This is a genomic window from Pseudomonas sp. FW300-N2A2, assembly GCF_017351735.1.
In the GTDB taxonomy this organism is placed as follows: domain Bacteria; phylum Pseudomonadota; class Gammaproteobacteria; order Pseudomonadales; family Pseudomonadaceae; genus Aquipseudomonas; species Aquipseudomonas migulae.
On record NZ_JACNDU010000002.1, the window covers coordinates 121,174 to 145,510 of the forward strand.

Annotated in this window: 18 protein-coding genes; 17 read left to right on the top strand and 1 reads right to left on the bottom strand. The window is 60.2% G+C overall.

The window, feature by feature from the left end; genetic code table 11:
- The first annotated feature begins 215 nt into the window (after positions 1-215).
- The 3 genes from rpmE to J4E42_RS04185 all read left to right on the top strand — a co-directional run bounded on the left by rpmE (position 216) and on the right by J4E42_RS04185 (position 2,710).
- Complete coding sequence (gene rpmE, locus J4E42_RS04175) at positions 216-434, top strand: 50S ribosomal protein L31 (RefSeq protein ID WP_008025207.1); 219 nt, start codon at positions 216-218, stop codon at positions 432-434.
- A gap of 11 nt (positions 435-445) precedes the next feature.
- Positions 446-1,258, top strand: coding sequence for a thermonuclease family protein (locus J4E42_RS04180; RefSeq protein ID WP_207284669.1), 813 nt, complete (start codon positions 446-448; stop codon positions 1,256-1,258).
- 183 nt (positions 1,259-1,441) lie between these two features.
- Positions 1,442-2,710, top strand: a complete 1,269-nt coding sequence (locus J4E42_RS04185) for a malic enzyme-like NAD(P)-binding protein (protein ID WP_008025204.1) — start codon at positions 1,442-1,444, stop codon at positions 2,708-2,710.
- A gap of 259 nt (positions 2,711-2,969) precedes the next feature.
- On the opposite strand, the gene J4E42_RS04190 is transcribed toward J4E42_RS04185, so the two are convergent.
- On the bottom strand, positions 2,970-5,405 hold the full coding sequence (locus J4E42_RS04190; RefSeq protein ID WP_404943241.1) for a penicillin-binding protein 1A: 2,436 nt from the start codon (positions 5,403-5,405) through the stop codon (positions 2,970-2,972).
- A gap of 218 nt (positions 5,406-5,623) precedes the next feature.
- Here J4E42_RS04190 and J4E42_RS04195 point away from each other — a divergent pair, with 218 nt between their 5' ends.
- The 14 genes from J4E42_RS04195 to J4E42_RS04260 all read left to right on the top strand — a co-directional run bounded on the left by J4E42_RS04195 (position 5,624) and on the right by J4E42_RS04260 (position 24,337).
- Positions 5,624-6,688, top strand: coding sequence for a pilus assembly protein PilM (locus J4E42_RS04195; RefSeq protein WP_207284670.1), 1,065 nt, complete (start codon positions 5,624-5,626; stop codon positions 6,686-6,688).
- Positions 6,688-7,254, top strand: coding sequence for a PilN domain-containing protein (locus J4E42_RS04200; RefSeq protein WP_207284671.1), 567 nt, complete (start codon positions 6,688-6,690; stop codon positions 7,252-7,254). Before J4E42_RS04195 ends, J4E42_RS04200 begins: the two co-directional genes overlap by 1 nt.
- Entirely contained in the window at positions 7,251-7,874 is a 624-nt protein-coding gene (pilO, locus tag J4E42_RS04205) for a type 4a pilus biogenesis protein PilO (protein ID WP_008041857.1), read from the top strand. Before J4E42_RS04200 ends, pilO begins: the two co-directional genes overlap by 4 nt.
- Entirely contained in the window at positions 7,871-8,398 is a 528-nt protein-coding gene (locus tag J4E42_RS04210) for a pilus assembly protein PilP (protein ID WP_008041856.1), read from the top strand. Before pilO ends, J4E42_RS04210 begins: the two co-directional genes overlap by 4 nt.
- Positions 8,399-8,411: 13 nt before the next feature.
- Positions 8,412-10,496: a type IV pilus secretin PilQ gene (pilQ, locus tag J4E42_RS04215; protein ID WP_207284672.1), complete on the top strand. Its 2,085-nt coding sequence runs from the start codon at positions 8,412-8,414 to the stop codon at positions 10,494-10,496.
- Positions 10,497-10,500: 4 nt separating this feature from the next.
- Positions 10,501-11,019, top strand: a complete 519-nt coding sequence (gene aroK / locus J4E42_RS04220) for a shikimate kinase AroK (RefSeq protein ID WP_032828585.1) — start codon at positions 10,501-10,503, stop codon at positions 11,017-11,019.
- Between the two features lie 151 nt (positions 11,020-11,170).
- Complete coding sequence (gene aroB, locus J4E42_RS04225; protein ID WP_008041853.1) at positions 11,171-12,271, top strand: 3-dehydroquinate synthase; 1,101 nt, start codon at positions 11,171-11,173, stop codon at positions 12,269-12,271.
- Positions 12,272-12,281: 10 nt separating this feature from the next.
- The gene (locus tag J4E42_RS04230) at positions 12,282-13,895 is read left to right on the top strand and encodes an AAA family ATPase (protein WP_207284673.1); all 1,614 of its coding nucleotides are present in this window, start codon (positions 12,282-12,284) and stop codon (positions 13,893-13,895) included.
- A gap of 351 nt (positions 13,896-14,246) precedes the next feature.
- The gene (gltB, locus tag J4E42_RS04235) at positions 14,247-18,692 is read left to right on the top strand and encodes a glutamate synthase large subunit (RefSeq protein WP_008025189.1); all 4,446 of its coding nucleotides are present in this window, start codon (positions 14,247-14,249) and stop codon (positions 18,690-18,692) included.
- A gap of 33 nt (positions 18,693-18,725) precedes the next feature.
- Entirely contained in the window at positions 18,726-20,144 is a 1,419-nt protein-coding gene (locus J4E42_RS04240) for an FAD-dependent oxidoreductase (protein ID WP_192226859.1), read from the top strand.
- Between the two features lie 241 nt (positions 20,145-20,385).
- Positions 20,386-21,453: a uroporphyrinogen decarboxylase gene (gene hemE, locus J4E42_RS04245; protein ID WP_008025187.1), complete on the top strand. Its 1,068-nt coding sequence runs from the start codon at positions 20,386-20,388 to the stop codon at positions 21,451-21,453.
- 291 nt (positions 21,454-21,744) lie between these two features.
- The gene (gene gbpA / locus J4E42_RS04250) at positions 21,745-23,211 is read left to right on the top strand and encodes an N-acetylglucosamine-binding protein GbpA (protein WP_207284674.1); all 1,467 of its coding nucleotides are present in this window, start codon (positions 21,745-21,747) and stop codon (positions 23,209-23,211) included.
- Between the two features lie 77 nt (positions 23,212-23,288).
- Entirely contained in the window at positions 23,289-23,831 is a 543-nt protein-coding gene (locus J4E42_RS04255) for a cytochrome b (protein ID WP_207284675.1), read from the top strand.
- Positions 23,832-23,932: 101 nt separating this feature from the next.
- The gene (locus tag J4E42_RS04260; protein ID WP_310650438.1) at positions 23,933-24,337 is read left to right on the top strand and encodes a type II secretion system protein N; all 405 of its coding nucleotides are present in this window, start codon (positions 23,933-23,935) and stop codon (positions 24,335-24,337) included.

The following is a 24,337-nucleotide window of genomic DNA, read 5'->3' on the forward strand; positions in this document are numbered from 1 at the left end:
AGCAATCTTGCAGTCAACATTGTGGCGACTGGCAGACCGCTATCGCGAGCAGGCTCACTCCTACAAGGGATCGCGTATTGGGTCGGGAGCCTAGCAGACGGTCGGTCTCAGCGACAGCTTGCGTGATTGAGATTGTCTGGTAGAATCCGCGGCCTAATTACGTGCGGTATTCAACAATAGTGTTGGGTGGCGGCACGCAGCCTGAGGAAGACACCATGAAAGCTGATATCCATCCAGAATACCCAGCCATCGCTGTTACCTGCAGCTGTGGCAACAAGTTCGAAACCCGTTCGACCTTCGGCAAAGCCCTGGCGATCGACGTTTGCAACGAATGCCACCCGTTCTACACCGGTAAGCAAAAGACTCTGGACACTGGCGGCCGCGTTCAGCGCTTCGCAGACCGTTTCGGTGCTTTCGGCGCGAAAAAGGCCTAAGGCCAATCATTTTGGAAGGTCGTTCCGGCTTCTCCAGACTGATAAAAAAGGCGTCCCTTGCGGGCGCCTTTTTTGTGTCCGCGATTTGGCTTTCGGGCGCCCAGGCCTTCTGCCCGGTACCGGATGGGCTGACGTCGGTCGCGGTGCAACGGGTGGTGGATGGTGACACCGTGCGCCTGAGCGATGGCCGCAGCGTGCGCATGATCGGCTTGAATACGCCCGAGCTGGGCAAGCAGGGCCGCTCCGACGAGCCGTTCGCCGTGGCGGCGCGCAAGCGCCTGGAAGCATTGGTGGCTGCCAGTGGCGGGCGGGTCGGTGTGCTGCCGGGTAAAGAGAGCAAGGATCACTACGGTCGTACCCTTGCGCATCTTTATGACGCCAAGGGTGCCAACCTCGAAGCGCAGATGCTCGCAGAAGGGCTCGGTTTCCAGGTGGCGGTCGCCCCGAATGTCGATCTGGTGGCCTGTCAGCAAGCAGCGGAACGCAGTGCGCGGCAAGCCGGGCTCGGTGTGTGGCGCCAGTCGCCTGTACTGAAAGCGGAGCAGATCAACACGTCCGGCTTCGCGCTGGTCAGTGGGCGTGTGAGCAAGGTTCAACGCAATCGCGGCGGTGTTTGGATCGAGTTGCAGGATTCTCTTGTACTGCGTGTTGCGCCCAATGTGCTGGGGCAATTTGATGGTGCGGCGCTGGAGCGCCTGAAAGGCAAGCAGGTCGAGGCCCGTGGCTGGGTCGTGGACCGTTCGCGCCGTGGCGGATTGCAAGCGGGGCAAGCGCGCTGGCTCCTTCCATTGACCGATCCGGCGATGTTGCAAGCGGCGCCTTGATAAAAAAATTGTAGACATTTTTATTGTCGATTGTGAACAGTCTATCCCTTGTGTTCCGTGGCTCTTGGCCCAAAGTCGTAGGGCGGGGCGCTTGACAGGGGTGACTGGTCAGTCTTGTGGGGACTTTGCGAGGCGCGTATCCTCGCTGACCAGTCTGTCCAACAGTAAAAGCGGAATGCCCCCATGTCTGATCTGAAAACTGCCGCTCTCGAATATCACGCCCATCCTCGTCCAGGTAAGCTGAGTGTCGAGCTCACCAAGGCCACCGCTACCGCCCGCGACCTGTCGCTGGCCTACAGCCCCGGCGTAGCCGAACCAGTACGCGAAATCGCCCGCGATCCTGAACTGGCCTACAAATACACCGGTAAAGGCAACCTGGTTGCAGTCATTTCCGATGGCACCGCGATTCTGGGCCTGGGTAACCTCGGCCCATTGGCTTCCAAGCCAGTGATGGAAGGTAAAGGCGTGCTGTTCAAGCGCTTCGCCGGCATCGACGTTTTCGACATCGAAGTCGACTCCGAAAGCCCGCAAGCCTTCATCGACACCGTCAAGCGCATCTCCATCACCTTCGGTGGCATCAACCTGGAAGACATCAAGGCACCTGAGTGCTTTGAGATCGAGCGCGCTCTGATCGAGCAGTGCGACATCCCGGTATTCCACGATGACCAGCACGGCACCGCAATCGTGACTGCCGCCGGCATGATCAACGCCCTGGAAATCGCTGGCAAAACCCTCGCCGACGCCAAGATCGTCTGCCTGGGTGCCGGTGCGGCCGCCATCTCCTGCATGAAATTGCTGGTGAGCATGGGCGCCAACATCGAAAACATCTACATGGTTGACCGTACCGGTGTGATCCACTCCGGCCGTGACGACCTGAACCAGTACAAGGCTGTCTTCGCTCACGCGACCGACAAGCGCACCCTGGCTGACGCCCTGCAAGGCGCAGACGTGTTCGTTGGCCTGTCCGGTCCGAACCTGCTGAGCGCTGAAGGCCTGCTGTCCATGGCGGCCAACCCGATCGTGTTCGCGTGCTCGAACCCGGATCCGGAAATCTCCCCGGAACTGGCACACGCCACCCGTAACGACGTGATCATGGCGACCGGCCGTTCGGACTACCCGAACCAGGTCAACAACGTACTGGGCTTCCCGTTCATCTTCCGTGGTGCCCTGGACGTTCGCGCCAAGCGCATCAACGAAGAAATGAAAGTGGCAGCAGCCAACGCCCTGCGTGAACTGGCCAAACTGCCGGTTCCTCAGGAAGTGTGCGACGCCTACGGCGGCATCAAGCTGGAATTCGGTCGTGAGTACATCATTCCGAAGCCAATGGACAAGCGTCTGATCACCCTGATCTCCGATGCCGTGGCCAAGGCTGCAATCGAGACCGGCGTGGCAACCCTGCCGTATCCGAAGAACTACCCGCTGAAAAGCGTGGATGATGTGTTCAACGGCTAAGCCGTAGTCGCATCAAACAAAAAGCCCCGGCTCTGGTGAGTCGGGGTTTTTTTATGCCTGCAGGTTTTGTGTTGTCGGTGAGGGCCTCATCGCTGGCAAGCCAGCTCCTACAGAGATTTGGTGAGCTGCTCATATCCCTTGTAGGAGCTGGCTTGCCAGCGATGACGGCCTGACAGGCGCCACATCTATGGCGCAATGCACAGAGCGAAAAAAGCCCCGCACTTCTCTCGAAGGCGGGGCTTTTTGGGTGGTGCTGCGATCAGAACAAATCGATCGGCGCCGCTTCATCCGCTGGCAGCGGGCTGCCCGGCGCATTGCCGTTACCCAGCTCATTCACCGACGGAGGCGTATCTTCGGCCTTGAACAGCTCGAAGTACGCTCCAGGCGTGCCTGGGGTGGCTGCCCGGCCGCTGACCGGGTCAACCCGCAGGCTGAGGATGCCTTCCGGCTCCGGTTGCGTGTGCGGCGGCTTGTCTTTGAGCGCGGCGCCCATGTAGTTCATCCAGATCGGCAGGGCAACGGTGCCGCCGAACTCGCGTTTGCCCAGGCTTTCCGGCTGGTCGAAACCGGTCCAGACGGTGGTCACGTAATCGGCGTTATAGCCCGAGAACCAGGCATCCTTCGATTCGTTGGTCGTACCGGTTTTGCCTGCAATGTCGGGGCGCCCCAAGGCCAGTGCGCGACGGCCGGTGCCGAGTTTGATCACGTCCTCGAGCATGCTGTTGAGGATGTAAGTGGTGCGACCATCGACAATGCGTTCGGCCACGGCCGGCGCCTGAGGTGTTGGCAGACCTGGAGCTTCGCCCGGCGTCGCGTTGACCGTAAAGGCCTCGGCGGTCGGCGCGGCGATGCCGTCGGTGGCCACATCGCCTTTCGGTACGCTTGGCGGATTGGCGACGAACAGCGTGTCGCCATTGCGGCTTTCGATCTTGTCGATGATGTACGGGGTGATCTTGAAGCCGCCGTTGGCGAACGTGCTCCAGCCGGTGGCGATTTCCATTGGCGTCAGGGTCGCGGTGCCCAGGGCCAGCGACAGGTTGCGCGGCAGGTCCTGCTTGTTGAAGCCGAACTTGCTGATGTAGTCGATGGTGCGATCGACACCCAGCGCCTGCACCAGGCGGATCGACACCAGGTTGCGCGACTTGTACAGCCCTTCACGCAGGCGGATCGGGCCGAGGAAGGTGTTGGTGTCGTTCTTCGGACGCCAGACCTTGTCCAGGTATTCGTCGACGAACACGATCGGTGCGTCGTTCACCAGGCTGGCGGCGGTGTAGCCGTTATCCAGCGCGGCGCTGTACACGAACGGTTTGAAGCTTGAGCCCGGCTGACGCTTGGCCTGCAGGGCACGGTTGTAGTTGCTCTGTTCGAAGGCGAAGCCGCCGACCAGCGAGCGAATTGCGCCGTTCTGCGGATCAAGGGAGACCAGTGCGCCCTGAGCTTGCGGGATCTGGCTGAATTTCAGCGAATTGTCCGGCTGACGCTGTACGCGAATCAGATCACCGACCTGAGCCACATCCGAGGGCTGCTTCGGATTGGCGCCCATGCTGTTGGTGTTCAGGAACGGCCGCGCCCATTTCATGCTGTCCCAGCCGATGTGTTCGTCTCCGGTACGAGTCAGCACTTGCAGGCCGTTCTTTTCGACCTGCGTGACGATGGCCGGCTCAAGGCCGCTGATGGTGCGCTGCTTGGTCAGCTCCGAGATCCAGGCCTCGCGGGTCTTGCCCGGCAGGCGCGACTCGGGACCGCGATAGCCGTGACGCTGATCGTAGGTCATCAGGCCTTCGTGGACGGCCGTGTTGGCCATTTCCTGCAGGTTGCTCGGCACGGTGGTCGTGACGCGGAAACCCTCGGTGTAGGCATCGCTGCCGTAGCGGCCGACCATTTCGGCGCGGGCCATTTCAGCAATGTACGGCGCGTTCACTTCCGGGGTCGGCACGTGATAGCTGGCGTTCAGCGGCTCGTTGATCGCGGCGGTGTAATCGCTCTCGGTGATCTTGCCGAGCTTGTACATGCGGCCAAGGATCCAGTCGCGACGTTCCTTGCTGCGAGCCGGATTGGCCAGTGGGTTGAAGCGCGACGGAGCTTTCGGCAGGCCGGCGATCATCGCCATCTGCGCCAGGCTGACGTCACGAATCGACTTGCCGTAGTAAACCTGCGCCGCGGCCTCGATGCCGTAGGCGCGGTTGCCCAGATAGATCTTGTTGACGTACAGCTCGAGGATCTCGTCCTTGGTCAGCTGCCGTTCGATCTGCAGGGCCAGGAGGATTTCAGTGGTCTTGCGCGAGAAGCTGCGTTCGCTGGTCAGGAAGAAGTTCTTCGCCACCTGCATGGTGATGGTGCTGCCGCCGGACTGGATGTGTCCGCTTTTGACCAATTGGGTGGCGGCACGCATCAGGCTGCTGGGATCGACGCCGTAGTGGTTGGCGAAATTGTCGTCTTCAGCACTTAGTAACGCATTAATGAAATTGGGGGGAATGTCGGCGAAACGGATCGGTGTACGGCGCATTTCGCCAAACTCTGCGATCAACTTGTTGTCGCTGCTGTAGACGCGCAATGGAATCTGCAACTGGATGCTTCGCAGTGCCTCCACAGAAGGCAATCCCGGACTAAGGTAAAGAAACGCGCCACTCAGACCAAGGAGCAGTCCGCAGAAAACGGCGACGATGGACCAACCGAAGAATTTCAGCAGACGAATCAAGGCTTTGGGATATCCAGGGCAAAGAATGAATTAGGCAGCAGGGTTCAGATAAACAGGGAACGACCCGCGCTTGCAGTAAAAACCGGAAAAAAACGCTGGGCATTATAAGCATTTTTACGTCGAGAGCGTCATTTGCGCTGCTGTCAAGACGGGTGGTTTGAACGCAACGGACATTACAGAGTCCGTAAGACACGGATAGTCATAGGGAATTGGTAGTGCTAGGACTCTTCAATAAAAAAGCCAATACGCTTTTGGGGATCGACATCAGCTCCACGTCGGTGAAACTTCTGGAGTTAAGCCGCCAGGGCGACCGCTATCGGGTCGAGGCTTATGCGGTTGAACCGCTACCCGCCAACGCAGTGGTCGAGAAAAATATCGCCGAACTCGAAGGCGTGGGTCAGGCCCTTTCATGCGTGCTGCTCAAGGCCAGAACCAGCCTCAAGAATGTGGCCGTAGCCGTGGCCGGTTCTGCCGTCATCACCAAAACCATCGAAATGGATGCAGGTCTTTCCGACGACGAGCTGGAAAACCAGCTGAAGATCGAGGCCGATCAATACATCCCTTATCCACTGGACGAAGTCGCCATCGACTTTGAAGTACAGGGCGTATCGGCACGCAACCCGGAACGGGTCAGTGTGCTGCTGGCAGCCTGTCGCAAGGAAAACGTCGAAGTCCGTGAAGCGGCGCTCGCACTGGCCGGCCTGACGGCGCGCGTGGTCGATGTCGAGGCTTACGCGCTGGAGCGCTCATTCGGCCTGCTGACCGGGCATCTGGCGGCGTCTCGCGAGGATCTGACGGTCGCCGTGGTCGACATCGGTGCGACCATGACCACCCTGAGCGTGCTGCGCAACGGGAAAATCATCTACACCCGCGAACAGTTGTTCGGCGGTCGTCAACTGACGGAAGAAATCCAGCGGCGTTATGGCCTGACCGTTGAGCAAGCGGGGCTGGCGAAGAAGCAGGGCGGTTTGCCGGACGATTACGTCAGCGAAGTGTTGCAGCCCTTCCGTGATGCACTGGTGCAGCAAGTGTCGCGTTCGTTGCAGTTTTTCTTCGCTTCCGGCCAGTACACCTCGGTCGACCATATCCTGTTGGCTGGCGGCACCGCTTCGGTTCCGGGGCTGGACCGATTGATCGAGGAGCGTCTGGGCACTTCGACGCAAGTGGCCAATCCATTCTCCGACATGACCCTGGGCAGCAAGGTCAACGCCGGTGCCCTGGCCAGCGACGCGCCGGCGCTGATGATCGCCTGCGGGTTAGCCCTCAGGAGCTTCGACTGATGGCGCGGATCAACCTTTTACCTTGGCGCGAAGAGCTGCGGGACGCACGTCGCAAACGCTTTTTGCTGGCGCTGGTCGGCGTGCTGGTGGGCGCTGTGGCAGTGGTGCTGGTCGCGGATCGGGCCATCAACGGCGCCATCGACCGACAGGTCGCCCGAAACGATTACATCGGTAAACAGATTGCGGTGGTCGACGAGCGGATCAAACAGATCAGCGACCTCAAGGCGCGGCGTCAGCAACTGGTCGAACGCATGCGCATCATTCAGGACCTGCAAGGCAACCGTCCGATCAGCGGGCGGATCTTCGATCAGTTGGCGCGCACCTTGCCGGATGGGGTCTATTTCACCGAGGTGAAAATGGAAGGTAAAACCCTGTCCATCACCGGCGCGGCAGAATCCAATAACCGTGTTTCCGACTTGATGCGCAATCTGGATGCATCGGACTGGTTCGATGCGCCCACCCTGACAGAGGTCAAGGCGACCACCGCAGGCCAACTGGATCAGGCCAACGTCTTTCAGTTGACCGTGCGCCAGGCCCAGCCTGCTGCCGTGGAGGCCGTTCAATGAGGCCGGCCGAATGGATCGAAGGGCTGCGCAAGATCGACATCAACGATCTGGACACCAACAACATGGGGTCCTGGCCGCCCGCCATCAAGGCGCTGGCGGGTCTTCTATTGATGATTCTGGTGTTGGCGCTGGGCTACAGCTTTTCCATCAGTGACCTTGAGAGCCAGCTTGAACTCAAGCGCGAGGAAGAGTCGACCCTCAAGGAGCAATTCGCCACCAAGGCCCACATGGCGGCGAATCTTGAGCTGTACACCCAGCAGATGAAGGAAATGGAGAACTCCTTCGGCGTACTCCTGCGGCAACTGCCTAGCGACACTGAAGTGCCCGGTCTGCTGGAGGACATCACCCGTACCGGCCTCGGAAGCGGGCTGGAGTTTGAAGAGATCAAACTGCTGCCAGAGGTGACCCAGCCGTTCTACATCGAACTGCCGATCCAGATCACCGTCACCGGTGCCTATCATGACCTCGCCACGTTCGTCAGTGGCGTGGCGGGGCTGCCACGGATCGTCACCCTGCATGATTTCGACCTGGCCCCGGCCAACCCCGAAGGCGGCGCGAAATTGCGCATGAGCATCCTCGCCAAGACTTACCGCTACAACGACAAGGGGCTGCAAAAATGAGCCCGGTTCGTATTTTTCCGATGATCGGGATGTTGGCCGCCCTGGCCGGTTGTGGTGGCAGCAACGACTTCAGTGATCTCGACGCTTACATGAACGAAATGCGTCTGCGTGCGCCCGGTAGGATTGAACCAACGCCGACATTCCGGTCTTACCCAACGTTCACCTACAGCGCGGCTAACTTGCGAAGCCCGTTTTCCCGGCAGCTCAGAGTTGATCTGGCCGGTCAGAAGCATGGCGCACGCAATGTCAAACCAGACCCCAGCCGGGTCAAGCAGTACCTCGAAGGTTTCAACATCGAGCAGTTTGAAATGGTCGGCACGATCTCCAATGCGGCGGGCTCCTTTGCGCTGTTGCGCGGGGCGGGCGGTGTGCATCGGCTGAAAGTCGGCGATTACCTGGGGCGCAACGATGGCCGAATCGTCGCCATCAGCGGCTCGCAAGTCGATGTGGTCGAAATCGTTCCTGACGGCGAAGGCGCCTGGCTGGAGCGGCCACGGACTATCCCTTTGAAAGAGCACTCATAGTGGAACTCGAATAATGAACAGGATTTTCGCAACCTTCGGTATTTCGCTATGGATAGCGTTGCTGTCGCCGATGGTACAAGCGGCCAACCTCAAAGCGCTGGATGTTGCCGCGCTGCCGGGAGACCGCGTCGAGTTGAAGTTGTCATTCGATGGCGCGCCGCCGGAGCCCCATGGTTACACGACGGAGCAGCCTGCGCGGATTGCGCTGGATCTGCCTGGCGTGGTCAGCCGGTTGGCGAGCAAGACCCGTGATCTTGGCGGCGGCAACGCCCGCAGCGCCACGGTGGTGGAAGCCAAGGACCGCACGCGGCTGATCATCAACCTGACTCAATTGACCCCGTACACCGCACGGGTCGAAGGCAACAACCTGTTCGTTGTGGTCGGGCGGGGAGGCAGTAACGCTGCCGCGCCTGCCGCCAGGCCTTCGCGGGTCGCCACGGCAACTGCGGCGCCGGCCAAGGCTTATGCGCCGGCGAGCAAGGCCATTCGCGGCGTGGATTTCCAGCGTGGAACCCAAGGCGAAGGCAACGTGGTCATCGACCTGTCGGACCCTTCCATCGCCCCGGACATTCAGGAGCGCGATGGCAAAATCGTCCTTAATTTTTCCAGAACCCAATTACCAGAACCTCTGCGAGTGCGCCTGGACGTCAAGGATTTCGCCACGCCGGTGCAGTTCGTCAACGCCAGTGCCACCGGTGATCGGGCGACCATCAGCATCGAGCCCAGCGGCGCCTTCGATTACTCGACCTACCAGACCGACAACAAGCTCACCGTCAGCATTCGCCCGATGACCGTCGATGACCTGCAAAAGCGCAACGCCGAACGTTTTGCCTACACCGGTGAAAAGCTCTCGCTGAACTTCCAGGACATTGACGTGCGCTCGGTGCTGCAACTGATCGCCGACTTCACCAACCTCAATCTGGTGGCCAGCGACACGGTGCAGGGCGGCATCACCTTGCGTCTGCAAAACGTGCCATGGGATCAGGCGCTGGACCTGGTGCTGAAAACCAAGGGGCTGGACAAGCGCAAGATCGGCAACGTGTTGCTGGTGGCGCCGGCCGACGAGATTGCCGCGCGCGAACGTCAGGAGCTGGAATCGCAGAAGCAGATTGCCGATCTGGCGCCATTGCGTCGTGAGCTGCTGCAGGTCAATTACGCCAAGGCGGCGGATATCGCCAAGCTGTTCACGTCGGTGACCAGTGCCGAGGCAAAAGTGGATGAGCGGGGTTCGATCACTGTCGATGACCGGACCAACAACATCATTGCCTATCAGACCCAGGATCGCCTCGACGAGCTTCGCCGGATCGTCGCGCAACTGGACATCCCGGTGCGTCAGGTGATGATCGAGGCGCGAATCGTCGAAGCCAACGTCGACTATGACAAAAGCCTCGGCGTGCGCTGGGGTGGTTCGTTGCAGAACAAGGGCAACTGGAACACGTCCGGGGTCAGCAACGGCGCCGATGCTTCGTCGACCATCGGCACGCCTGGCAGCACCAGTACCAACTCGCCGTTCGTCGATATGGGCGCCGCCGCCAATACCTCGGGGCTCGGCATCGCCTTCATCACCGACAATGTGCTGCTGGATCTTGAGCTGACCGCGATGGAGAAAACCGGTAACGGCGAAATCGTCTCACAGCCCAAAGTGGTCACGTCCGACAAGGAAACCGCAAAAATCCTCAAAGGCACCGAGATCCCGTACCAGGAGGCCAGCTCCAGCGGCGCCACATCGGTGTCCTTCAAAGAGGCCTCGTTGTCGCTGGAAGTGACGCCGCAGATCACCCCGGACAATCGGATCATCATGGAGGTCAAGGTCACCAAGGACGAACCGGACTACCTGAACAAGGTCCAGGATGTACCGCCGATCAAGAAAAACGAGGTCAACGCCAAGGTCCTGGTCAATGACGGCGAGACCATCGTAATCGGTGGCGTTTTCTCAAATACTCAGAGCAAGGTTGTAGATAAGGTGCCATTTCTCGGCGATGTGCCGTATCTTGGCCGCCTTTTCCGGCGTGACGTGGTTTCGGAGAAAAAATCCGAGCTGCTGGTATTTCTCACTCCGCGTATCATGAACAACCAGGCGATTGCTGTGAGTCATTGATTCTGTGCGAAATTTGATTCTTGTTGGACCGATGGGGGCTGGAAAAAGCACCATCGGCCGGTTGCTGGCCAAAGAGCTGCGCCTGCCATTCAAAGATTCCGATAAGGAAATTGAATTGCGCACGGGCGCCAATATCCCATGGATCTTCGATAAGGAAGGCGAACCGGGCTTTCGTGACCGCGAGCAGGCGATGATTGCCGAGCTGTGCGATTGCGACGGCGTGGTGCTGGCGACCGGTGGCGGTGCAGTCATGCGCGAAGCCAATCGTCGGGCGCTGCGTGCCGGTGGTCGGGTGGTTTATCTGCACGCCTCCGTGGAGCAGCAGGTCGGCCGCACTGCCCGCGACCGCAATCGGCCTCTGTTGCGTACTGCCGACCCGGCCAAGACCCTTCGGGATTTGCTGGAGTTGCGCGACCCGCTTTATCGGGAAATCGCCGACCTGGTGGTTGAAACGGATGAGCGGCCGCCGCGTATGGTGGTGCTCGATATTCTCGAGCGCTTGCAGCAGCTGCCTCCCCGTTAAAGCGCAGCGCGAAATGCGCTATCCTCGGCGTCCAGCCACGACCGCTCAAGGTTGTGGCGGATGGCTACCGAACGGCGTCACACCATCAGATGCCCTGGATACTCGATAACTCAAGGCGGGATGCCTGATTTCATCTTCACTGTGGGGACACATGCAGACACTCAAGGTCGATCTAGGCGAGCGCAGCTACCCGATTCATATTGGCGAAGGTTTGTTGGATCAGCCTGAGCTGCTGGCCCCGCATATTCGCGGACGGCAAGTGGCGATCATCTCCAACGAAACCGTTGCGCCGCTCTATCTTGAACGTCTGACCCGCAGCCTTGCGCAGTATTCGGTGATTTCCGTGGTGCTGCCCGACGGCGAAGCCTTCAAGACTTGGGAAACCCTGCAACTGATTTTCGACGGCTTGCTGACCGCACGACACGACCGTCGCACGACCGTGATCGCCCTCGGTGGCGGCGTGATTGGCGACATGGCCGGGTTTGCCGCCGCCTGTTACCAGCGTGGCGTCGATTTCATCCAGGTTCCAACCACTCTGTTGTCGCAAGTCGATTCCTCGGTGGGCGGCAAGACCGGGATCAATCATCCGCTGGGCAAAAACATGGTCGGCGCGTTCTATCAGCCGAACGTGGTGCTGATCGATACCGCCTCCCTCAATACCCTGCCGGCCCGCGAGTTGTCCGCCGGGCTTGCTGAAGTCATCAAATACGGCTTGATCTGCGACGAGCCCTTCCTGACCTGGCTCGAAGAAAACGTCGATCGCCTGCGCGCCCTGGACCAGGTCGCCCTGACCTATGCCATCGAGCGCTCCTGCGCGGCGAAGGCGGCGGTGGTCGGCGCCGATGAAAAGGAAACCGGTGTTCGCGCCACGTTGAACCTGGGCCACACGTTCGGCCACGCCATCGAAACCCACATGGGCTATGGTGTCTGGCTGCATGGTGAAGCGGTCGCTGCCGGTACGGTAATGGCGTTGGAAATGTCCACGCGTCTGGGCTGGATCAGTGAGCAAGAGCGTGATCGCGGCATTCGCCTGTTCCAGCGTGCCGGCCTGCCGGTCATCCCGCCTGAAGAGATGACTGAAGCCGATTTTCTCGAACACATGGCAATTGACAAGAAAGTGATCGACGGTCGTTTGCGCCTGGTGCTGCTGCGCCACATGGGCGAAGCAGTGGTGACCGACGATTATCCGAAAGAGGTTCTACAGGCCACGCTGGGAGCGGATTACCGCGCCCTGGCTCAGCTTAAAGGTTAATAAGATCCCGATGACTAGTTTGCACGCCGACGAGGCTTTCCTCGGCCATTACCAGTTGAGTCATGACCCTTTTGCTCCACGGGTGCCTGGCTTCAAATTCTTCCCGGCCCAGCGCAAACCTGTGCTGGGTCAGCTGCATCACCTGGCTCGTTACAGCCAGTTGCTGCTGGTGGTCACCGGCCCGCAAGGCAGTGGCAAGACCCTGTTGCGTCAGGCCCTGGTGGCCAGCACCAATAAACAGTCCGTTCAAAGCGTGGTGGCTTCCGCCCGTGGCGCCGGTGATGCGGCGGGCGTGCTGCGTCAGGTGGCTCAGGCGCTGAACGTCGCCGAGGCCGAGACCGGCGCGATTCTGGCTCAGGTCGTGCAGCTCGCGCTGACCGGTCAGGAAGTCTATTTGCTGGTGGACGACGCCGAGCAGCTCGACGAGTCCGCGCTCGAAGCCTTGATGGAGCTGGCCGCCGGTGCGCCGGAAGGCCGCCCGCACGTGTTCCTGTTCGGCGAATCCTCGCTGATCGCTCAACTTGAGGCGCTGAGCCTTGAAGAAGAGCGCTTCCACGTCATCGAGCTGCAGCCTTACACCGAAGAAGAAACCCGCGAATATCTGGACCAGCGGCTCGAAGGTGCTGGACGGGGTATCGAACTTTTCACCGCAGAACAGATCTCTGATATTCACGAAAGCTCCGACGGCTGGCCTGGCAACATCAACCAGGTTGCCCGCGATGCAATGATCGAAGCCATGATTGCCAGCCGCTCAGCGGTCAAGCGTCCAAGTATGGGGTTCAACATGCCGAAGAAACACGTATTGGCGATTTCCGCCGTCGTCGTGGTCGCGGTAGCCGCCGCCTGGTTGATGCCGGGTCGCAGCAAAGCACCGACCACCGGCGCACCTGCCAACGAACAGGCGCAACTGCCGCTCGGGCAGGGCACGCCACAACCTAACAGCGGTGGCGCACCTGCCGTGGAATTCGCCGGTAATTCGCAACCGATGCCATTGCCGTTGGTCGGCAACTCGCAGCCGGTCATGCGTGGCCCGCTGGCTGAAGCCGCCGGTGGCATCACCGAGGGCGACGATGGCGTGCCGGTAGAGGGTTCCAGCGCTACACCGCCGACCGTGACCACCATCGCGCCTCCTGCGGGCATCCAGGCCGGTCCTGCGCCGACGCCAGCCGCCAAGCCTACGCCAGCGCCTGCACCAGCGCCGACTCAGGTCGCGACGGCCAAGCCGGTTCCGACTACGCCTGCAGCGAAGCCGGCACCAGCGCCTGCGCCAGCCAAGCCTGCGGCCGTCGCAACCGCCAAGCCTGCCGAGAAACCTGCGGCTGCGGCCAAGGCTGCCGGCGGCACCTGGTACGCCGGTCAGGCTCCGGGTAACTACGTGGTGCAGATCCTCGGCACCAGCTCCGAGGCGACCGCGCAAAACTTCGTGAAAGAGCAGGGCGGCGAGTACCGTTATTTCAAGAAAGTCCTCAACGGCAAGCCGCTTTACGTCATCACTTACGGTAACTTCGCCAACCGCGATGCAGCCATTACCGCCATCAAGGCCTTGCCAGCGAAGGTTCAGGCTGGTAAACCTTGGCCTCGCACTGTCGCCAGCGTCCAACAGGAACTGGCAACAACTCGCTGAAGATTCGGCGGCCTTACCCAGGCCGCCTCTCCCGGCACCTCAAAATTTCTACAAGCGCATGCCGCCTCTACAGGCCGCGTGCCTTGTGGTGTCTGCGTCACAGTAGTCTTTGAGTCGTTGCAGTCAAAATTAAAAAAAGTTTTGACTAGCACAGCAGATCGCTTTAAACCTTTCACAAATGCGACATAGATTTGCGACATTTCGTCGTCAAATTTGTGAGCCTCTGTGTCGGTGTGTACAATGACCTCCCTTTTGCCCCCGCAAAGCTGGCGTACGTTCGGCGCGGATGGTAAGTGGTTGAATTGAAAAGAAATTTGCCTCGATAAGAGGCAGCCTGGTGAGAAAGTGTCTATGAAAGCAGGTCTGTACCAACCAGATGAATTCAAGGATAACTGCGGTTTCGGCCTGATAGCCCATATGCAGGGCGAGCCCAGTCATACCCTTTTGCAAACGGCCATCGAGGCCCTGACCTGCATGACCCACCGCGGTGGGATCAACGCCGACGGCAAGACCGGTGACGGTTGCGGTCTGCTGATTCAAAAGCCGGACGTGTTCCTGCGAGCCATCGCCCAGGAAACCTTCGGCGTCGAACTGCCCAAGCAATATGCGGTGGGCATGGTCTTCTTCAACCAGGACCCGGTCAAAGCCGAAGCCGCTCGCGAGAACATGAACCGCGAGATCCTGGCCGAAGGCCTGACCCTGGTCGGCTGGCGCAAAGTGCCGATCGACACCAGCGTCCTCGGCCGCCTGGCCCTTGAGCGCCTGCCGCAGATCGAGCAGGTCTACATCGGCGGTGAAGGCCTGAGCGATCAGGACATGGCGATCAAGCTGTTCAGCGCCCGTCGTCGCTCGTCCGTGGCCAACGCCGCCGACGTCGATCACTACATCTGCAGCTTTTCGCACAAGACCATCATCTACAAAGGCCTGATGATGCCGGCGGATTTGACCGCCTTCTATCCAGACCTCAGCGATCAGCGCCTGCAAACCTCGATTTGCGTGTTCCACCAGCGCTTTTCCACCAACACCCTGCCGAAATGGCCGCTGGCCCAGCCATTCCGCTTCCTCGCCCACAACGGCGAGATCAACACCATCACCGGCAACCGCAACTGGGCCCAGGCCCGTCGCACCAAGTTCACCAACGATCTGATGGATCTGGAGGAACTCGGCCCGCTGGTGAACCGCGTCGGTTCCGACTCCTCCAGCATGGACAACATGCTCGAGCTGATGGTCACCGGTGGCATCGACCTGTTCCGTGGCGTGCGGATGATCATTCCGCCTGCGTGGCAGAACGTCGAAACCATGGACCCGGATCTGCGTGCGTTCTACGAATACAACTCGATGCACATGGAACCGTGGGACGGCCCGGCCGGCGTAGTAATGACCGACGGTCGTTACGCGGTGTGCCTGCTCGACCGTAACGGTCTGCGTCCGGCGCGTTGGGTCACCACCAAGAACGGATTTATCACCCTGGCGTCCGAAATCGGTGTCTGGAACTACCAGCCTGAAGACGTGATCGCCAAGGGCCGCGTTGGCCCGGGCCAGATCTTTGCCGTGGACACCGAAACCGGCCAGATCCTCGACACCGACGCAATCGACAACCGTCTGAAATCCCGTCATCCATACAAGCAATGGCTGCGCAAGAATGCCCTGCGCATCCAGGCGACCATGGAAGACAACGACCACGGTTCGGCGTTCTACGATGTCGATCAACTCAAGCAGTACATGAAGATGTATCAGGTCACGTTCGAAGAGCGCGATCAGGTGCTGCGTCCGCTCGGCGAGCAAGGCTACGAAGCCGTTGGCTCCATGGGCGACGATACGCCGATGGCCGTGCTGTCCCAGCGCGTGCGCACGCCGTACGACTATTTCCGTCAGCAGTTCGCGCAGGTGACCAACCCGCCGATCGACCCGCTGCGTGAAGCCATCGTCATGTCGCTGGAGATCTGCCTCGGTGCCGAGCGCAACATCTTCCAGGAGTCGCCGGAACACGCCTCGCGCGTAATCCTCAGCTCGCCGGTCATTTCCCCGGCCAAGTGGCGCTCGCTGATGAACCTCGATCGTCCGGGCTTCGAGCGCGCGATCATCGACCTCAACTACGACGAAAGCGTCGGCCTCGAAGCTGCCGTGCGCAACGTCGCCGATCAGGCTGAAGAAGCCGTTCGCGCCGGTCGCACCCAGATCGTCCTGAGCGACCGTCACATTGCACCGGGCAAGTTGCCGATCCACGCTTCCCTGGCCACTGGCGCGGTACACCACCGCCTGACCGAAAAAGGCCTGCGTTGCGACTCCAACATCCTGGTGGAAACCGCCACCGCACGCGACCCGCACCACTTTGCGGTGTTGATCGGCTTCGGCGCCTCGGCGGTCTATCCGTTCCTGGCTTATGAAGTGCTGGGCGACCTGATCCGTACCGGTGAAGTGCTGGGCGACCTCTATGAGGTGTTCAAGAACTACCGCAAAGGCATCACTAAAGGCCTGCTGAAGATCCTGTCGAAGATGGGTATCTCGACCATCGCTTCTTACCGCGGCGCTCAACTGTTCGAAGCCATCGGCCTGTCCGAGGAAGTCTGCGACCTGAGCTTCCGTGGCGTGCCGAGCCGCATCAAGGGCGCACGTTTCGTCGACATCGAAGCCGAGCAGAAAGCCCTCGCCGCCGAAGCCTGGAGCCCGCGCAAGCCGATCCAGCAAGGCGGCCTGCTGAAGTTCGTCCATGGTGGCGAATATCACGCCTACAACCCGGACGTGGTCAACACCCTGCAAGCCGCTGTGCAGCAGGGCGACTACAGCAAGTTCAAGGAATACACGTCGCTGGTGGACAACCGTCCGGTGTCGATGATCCGCGACCTGTTCAACGTCAAGACGCTGGCCACGCCGCTGGACATCAGCGAGATCGAACCGCTGGAATCGGTGCTCAAGCGCTTTGACTCCGCCGGTATTTCGCTTGGCGCACTGTCGCCGGAAGCTCACGAAGCCCTGGCCGAAGCCATGAACCGCCTCGGTGCGCGTTCCAACTCCGGCGAAGGCGGCGAAGACCCGGCGCGCTACGGCACCATCAAAAGCTCGAAAATCAAGCAAGTCGCGACTGGCCGTTTCGGTGTCACCCCGGAATACCTGGTCAACGCTGAAGTGCTGCAGATCAAGGTCGCCCAAGGCGCCAAGCCCGGCGAAGGCGGTCAACTGCCAGGCGGCAAGGTCAACGGTCTGATCGCCAAGCTGCGTTACGCAGTGCCGGGCGTGACCCTGATTTCGCCGCCGCCGCACCACGACATCTACTCGATCGAAGACTTGTCGCAGCTGATTTTCGACCTGAAACAAGTCAACCCGAAGGCCCTGGTCTCGGTGAAACTGGTAGCAGAAGCGGGCGTCGGCACCATCGCCGCCGGTGTGGCCAAGGCCTACGCGGACTTGATCACCATTTCCGGCTACGACGGCGGCACCGGTGCATCGCCGCTGACCTCGATCAAATACGCGGGCGCTCCGTGGGAACTCGGCCTGGCCGAAACCCACCAGACCCTGCGTGGCAACGACCTGCGCGGCAAAGTCCGGGTACAGACCGACGGCGGCCTGAAAACCGGCCTCGATGTGATCAAGGCGGCCATCCTCGGCGCTGAAAGCTTCGGTTTCGGCACCGCGCCAATGATTGCCCTGGGTTGCAAATACCTGCGTATCTGCCACCTGAACAACTGCGCCACCGGCGTCGCGACTCAGAACGAGAAGCTGCGCAAGGATCACTACATCGGCACCGTCGACATGGTGGTGAATTTCTTCACCTACGTCGCCGAAGAAACCCGTGAGTGGCTGGCCAAGCTGGGCGTGCGCTCCCTCGAAGAGCTGATCGGTCGCACCGATCTGCTGGAAGTCCTCGAAGGCCAGACCGCCAAGCAGAACCACCTGGACCTGACCCCGTTGCTGGGCAGCGATCACATCCCGGCAGACAAGCCTCAGTTCTGCCAGGTCGACCGCAACCCGCCGTTCGACAAAGGCCTGCTGGCCGAGAAAATGATCGATATGGCCACCTCGGCCATCAACGACATGAGCGGCGCCGAATTCGCGCTGGATATCTGCAACTGCGACCGTTCGATCGGCGCGCGGATCTCCGGTGAAATCGCGCGCAAGCACGGCAACCAAGGCATGGCGAACGCGCCGATCACCTTCCGCTTCAAAGGGACGGCCGGTCAGAGCTTCGGTGTGTGGAACGCCGGCGGTTTGAACATGTACCTGGAAGGCGATGCCAACGACTACGTCGGCAAAGGCATGACCGGTGGCAAACTGGTCATCGTTCCGCCGAAGGGCAGCGCCTACAAGACTCAGGACAGTGCCATCATCGGCAACACCTGCCTGTACGGCGCCACCGGCGGCAAGTTGTTCGCTGCCGGCACTGCGGGCGAGCGTTTCGCAGTGCGTAACTCCGGTGCTCACACCGTGGTGGAAGGCACTGGCGATCACTGCTGCGAGTACATGACCGGTGGTTTCGTCTGCGTCCTGGGCAAAACCGGTTACAACTTCGGCTCAGGCATGACCGGCGGTTTCGCCTACGTGCTCGATCAGGACAACACCTTCGTTGACCGGGTCAACCACGAACTGGTGGAAATCCAGCGGATCAGCGGCGAAGCGATGGAAGCCTACCGTAGCCACCTGCAACGCGTGCTGAACGAGTACGTCGAGGAAACCGACAGCGAGTGGGGTCGTGAACTCGCGGAAAACCTCGATGACTACCTGCGCCGTTTCTGGTTGGTCAAGCCCAAGGCTGCCAGCTTGAAAACGTTGCTTTCCAGCACCCGTGCCAACCCGCAGTGATATGCGCCTGAAGAGTTTGATGAGGTTTTAACAATGGCTGAACGTCTGAATAACGACTTCCAGTTCATCGACGTCGGGCGCAAAGATCCGAAGAAGAAACTGTTGCGTCAACGCAAGAAAGAGTTCGTGGAGATCTACGAACCCTTCAAACCCCAGCATTCGGCCGATCAGGCCCACCGCTGCCTGGGTTGCGGTAACCCGTATTGCGAATGGAAGTGCCCGGTGCACAACTTCATTCCGAACTGGCTGAAACTGGTGGCCGAGGGCAACATCCTCCAGGCCGCCGAGCTGTCGCACCAGACCAACACCCTGCCGGAAGTCTGCGGCCGGGTGTGCCCGCAGGATCGTCTGTGCGAGGGTGCCTGCACCCTCAACGACGGCTTCGGCGCGGTGACCATCGGTTCGGTCGAGAAGTACATCACCGACACCGCGTTCGCCATGGGCTGGCGCCCGGACATGTCCAAGGTCAAGCCGACCGGCAAACGTGTCGCGATCATCGGCGCAGGCCCGGCCGGCCTCGGTTGTGCCGACGTGCTGGTACGCGGCGGCGTGACCCCGGTGGTGTTCGACAAGAACCCGGAAATCGGCGGTCTGCTGACCTTCGGCATCCCGGAGTTCAAGCTGGAAAAGACCGTGCTGAGCAATCGCCGCGAAGTCTTCACCGGCATGGGCATCGAGTTCCGCCTGAACACCGAAGTGGGCAAGGACGTGTCCGTCGAGCAACTGCTCGAAGAATACGATGCCGTGTTCATGGGCATGGGCACCTACACCTACATGAAGGGCGGCTTTGCCGGTGAAGACCTGCCGGGCGTGCATGACGCGCTCGACTTCCTGATCGCCAACGTCAACCGCAACCTGGGCTTTGAAAAGTCGCCGGAAGATTTCGTCGACATGAAAGGCAAGAAGGTTGTGGTACTGGGCGGCGGCGACACGGCGATGGACTGCAACCGTACGTCGATCCGCCAGGGCGCCAAGTCGGTGACCTGTGCGTATCGTCGTGACGAGGCGAACATGCCTGGCTCGCGCAAAGAGGTGAAGAACGCCAAGGAAGAAGGCGTGAAATTCCTCTACAACCGCCAGCCGATCGCCATCGTGGGTGAAGACAAGGTTGAAGGCGTGAAGGTGGTCGAGACCCGTCTCGGCGAGCCGGACGCCCGTGGCCGTCGCAGCCCCGAGCCGATCCCGGGCTCCGAAGAGATCATTCCGGCCGACGCCGTGGTCATCGCTTTCGGTTTCCGTCCAAGCCCGGCGCCGTGGTTCGAGCAGTTCAGCATCCAGACCGACAGCCAGGGCCGCGTAGTTGCGCCTGAACAAGGTCAGTTCAAGCACCAGACCAGCAACCCGAAAATCTTCGCCGGTGGCGATATGGTTCGCGGTTCCGACCTGGTGGTGACGGCGATCTTCGAAGGCCGCAATGCGGCTGAAGGGATCCTGGACTACCTGGGCGTCTAATTAGACGACGCCAAACCCTGTGGGAGCGAGCCTGCTCGCGATAGCGGTGGATCAGTCAACAGAGATGTTGAATGTGAAGCCCTCATCGCGAGCAGGCTCGCTCCCACATTGGTTTCAGGGTGTTGCCAAACACTGTATTCCCCCGCGACAAATTGACCCGATAGACAAAAGGCTGACCTGCATCCGTGCCTTTTGCGTCGAGCTCTGAGAAAATGCCCGCACTTTTTTTCCGGATGCCGACATGACTGCCCTGAAGAACGACCGTTTCCTTCGCGCCCTGCTCAAGCAACCTGTAGACGTCACCCCTGTGTGGATGATGCGTCAGGCCGGTCGCTACTTGCCTGAATACCGCGCCAGCCGTGCCAAGGCCGGCGACTTCATGAGCCTGTGCATGAACCCGGCGTTCGCTTGCGAAGTCACCATGCAACCGCTCGACCGCTATCCGCAACTGGATGCGGCAATCCTGTTCTCCGACATCCTCACCATCCCGGACGCCATGGGCCAGGGCCTGTACTTCGAAACCGGTGAAGGTCCGCGCTTCAAAAAAGTCGTCAGCACGATGGCCGACATCGAAGCCCTGCCGATTCCTGATCCGCACAAAGACCTCGGTTACGTGATGGACGCGGTCAGCACCATCCGCCGCGAACTGAACGGTCGTGTACCGCTGATCGGTTTTTCCGGCAGCCCATGGACCCTGGCCACCTATATGGTTGAAGGCGGTTCGTCGAAAGACTTCCGCAAGACCAAAGCCATGCTCTACGACAACCCGCAAGCCATGCACCTGCTGCTGGACAAGCTGGCGCAGTCGGTGACCTCGTACCTCAACGGCCAGATCATGGCCGGCGCGCAAGCGGTGCAGATTTTCGACACGTGGGGCGGCAACCTGTCGGCGGCGGCGTACCAGGAATTCTCCCTGGCCTACATGCGCAAGATCGTCAGCGGCCTGATCCGCGAACACGAAGGCCGCAAGGTTCCGGTCATCCTGTTCACCAAGAACGGCGGCCTGTGGCTGGAAAGCATCGCTGATGCCGGTGCTGATGCGCTGGGCCTGGACTGGACGTGCGATATCGGCAATGCCCGGGCTCGCGTTGGCGACAAAGTTGCCTTGCAAGGCAACATGGACCCGACCGTGCTCTACGCCAAACCGGAAGCCATTCGTACCGAAGTCGGACGGATCCTCGCCAGCTACGGCAAGGGCAGCGGCCACGTGTTCAACCTGGGTCATGGCATTACGCCGGAAGTCGATCCGGAACATGCGGGTGCGTTCCTGCGCGCGGTGCATGAGCTGTCGGCGCAGTATCACGAGTAGTCCTCGCAGGTTCCATCAAGCCTGTCCGGCCAACGCCGGGCAGGCTTTTTTTTGTCTGAAATACCGTGTGCCAGCCTAATCCGTTTCATCCTGTAAGAATGTTTTCTCTCTTTGTCAGACAACTGAAGAGAGAGAGTAATCCCCATGTAAGCGGAGACTTGTCCTACATAGAATTCGTGCTCATCTCAGTAAGGTTTCAGACCTTCGTCCGGTGCAACCCACCGAACGAGATTACGAACAGCGGCGTCCTTGTGGCGCCTTAATTTTCGATAAGTAGTCTGGAACACACTCATGAAAAAGACCTTCTACAAGGGAGGTGCGCTAAGCGCATGCTCCTCTTCAATGATCCTGTTATCGGCAATGCTGGCGTCTCAAACTGTTTCGGCCCATGGCTATATGGAAGTGCCGCCTTCGCGCGCACTGCTGTGCCAGAAAGGGGTGAACACCAACTGTGGTTCCGCGCAATACGAGCCTCAAAGTGTTGGCGAAACATTCAAAGGTTTTCCGGCTGGTACAGGCGGTGCGCCTTTGCAAGGGCCGATCGATGGCAAGATTCCAAGTGGCGGTCATCCATCGTTCTCCGCTATGGATGCTCAGTCCGCTACCCGTTGGCAATTAACGGAAATCAAAGACCGCAACATCGATTTCCAATGGCGCTACACCCAGGCTCACCCGGCCACCAAGCATGAGTACTTCATCACTCGCAACGGCTGGAACGTTAACGAATCCCTCAAGCGCGCCTCGTTCGAAAGCACCCCGTTCTGCGTCGTCGAGGGGAATCATCAGCTGCCGGTGTCCGGCGCCAAACACAACTGCAACATTCCTGGCGACAAATCCAGTCAGCACGTGATTCTCGGGATCTGGACCGTCGGTGATACCGACGCGGCGTTTTACAACGCTGTCGATGTGAACATCCTCGGCGAACCGTCGTTGCCCGGTGGCTGGTCTTCCGTTGGCGGCATCACGCCATCGGCCCAATTGCAGATCGGCGACAAGGTCAAGGCCCGTGCATTCTCTGCCAACGGTGTCAGCCCGAATTACGACGTCGAGATCTCCATCGACACTGCCGAGGAAGGCTCGCCGAACAACTGGGCGTTCAAACTCGCAGAAAAAATCAACAGCACCCAATCGCTTATCCGTGCCGGTATTCGTGATGAGAGCGGCAACATCGAACCGGTCCGGGGTAACAACACCCTCTACGCCCAGAAAGAAAGCGGCGTAACCCGATTCGAAGTTCAGCTGGACATGAAGGAAGACACCGCCGCGCGCATGTCGGTGGCCTCCCAGCAAGCCGAATACGTTCTGGACAAAGGCCTGGCCAACGTCCAGTTCAGCATGATCTCGAACCGTGCGATGAACGTCGAAGCGACCTTGTTCGACGAGAACAACAAGCCGGTCGGTTCCGTCGCGAAGCAGGTAGACAGCGGTCCGACCTGGCTGACCATGGATGTTCGCAGCAATCCCGGCAAACACACCCTGACGCTGGTCGGCACCACGCTGGATGGCCGCACCACTCGCCAGGACACCCAGCCCACCCACATGACCGGTGAAGGCGCGGGCATCGAGCACGACTTCGTGTTCCCCGAAGGCATCAGCGAGTACACCGCCGGCACCAAAGTGCTGCAACCGAAGACCAATGAAATCTTCGAATGCAAGCCATTCCCCGCGTCCGGTTACTGCAAGCAATACACCCCGACGGCCAACGGCTTTGAGCCCGGTGTAGGGGGGCACTGGCACATGGCGTGGGACAAAATCTAAGTCTCTCGTAACACTTCAGGCGATCCGGAACAGGATTGCCTGAAGGCTTATCTTCCTGTTGAAAAATCGAGTTGAAAATGACGGTTTCGGGTTACGCCACCCAACGCGTATGGCTGCACTGGATGTCGGCGGCGGTGATCATCTGGACGCTGGCGTCCGGGTTCTATGTGGCCTTTGTGGACGTGCCAGCCCGCGTCGGTGAGCGGGTTGCCTTTATCAATGTGTCGCTGACGACGGTGTTCATCCCGTTTTTTGTCTGGCGGCTGTTTATTTTTGTCGTTCACGCCCGGCAGACGAGCGTGAACACCTTGTCGTCCATGGAAAAACTCGCGCTGTTTGCCCACACGCTGATCTACCTGACGGTGACTGTCGTGCTGGTGACCGGTGTGTTGATGATGGACCGCCCGATTGATGTATTCGGGTGGGTCGATATTGCGCAGCCGCTGAGTGATCCAGCGCTTATCGCGCTGTTTGTCACCATGCACGTTTGGTCATGCCTGGTGCTTTCACTGCTGATCGCGATGCATGTCGGTGCGGTGATTTTCCATGAACTGTGCGGTCACCGCGTACTGCGGCGAATGTCCTTGTGCAGCAATGTTCGCAGTGACCGCACCGAGTGAACGGGCGGCTCTGTACCCTCGGCCTGCTGCTGGTGACAGTCGCGTACGGAGCCTTTCTGGTGTGGCAAGAGTGGGGGTTTCGTCAAAGCCGTGTCGCACCAATGCCCACCGTTGCAACGATAGCGACGCCACCGTCCCCTGCACCTCTGGATACCACTGCGGTGGCGACGGTGCTCGGTCTGACGGCGGGAGCCACGTTGTTGGCCAGCGCCGAGCCGCTGACCCTGCAGGCCAGTTTTGTCCTGGCCACAGGGTTGTCCAGAGCGCTGCTGGCAGACGCTCAAAGCTCGCGGATTTATCAGGTGGGCGATCCGTTGCCGGGCGGCAGCGTCCTGCGCCGCGTCGAGGCGAATCGGGCGGTGTTGTGGAACAAGGGGCGAGAAGAAGTGCTGACGCTGCAGACGTCTGCCACGCAGCTCTTGCGTCGATTAGACGCGCAAACCGAGGCTCCGGCCCCCGCGACTCCTGCGCATTTTCTACGCCCGCTCTCCGGGCCGTCAGAGTGA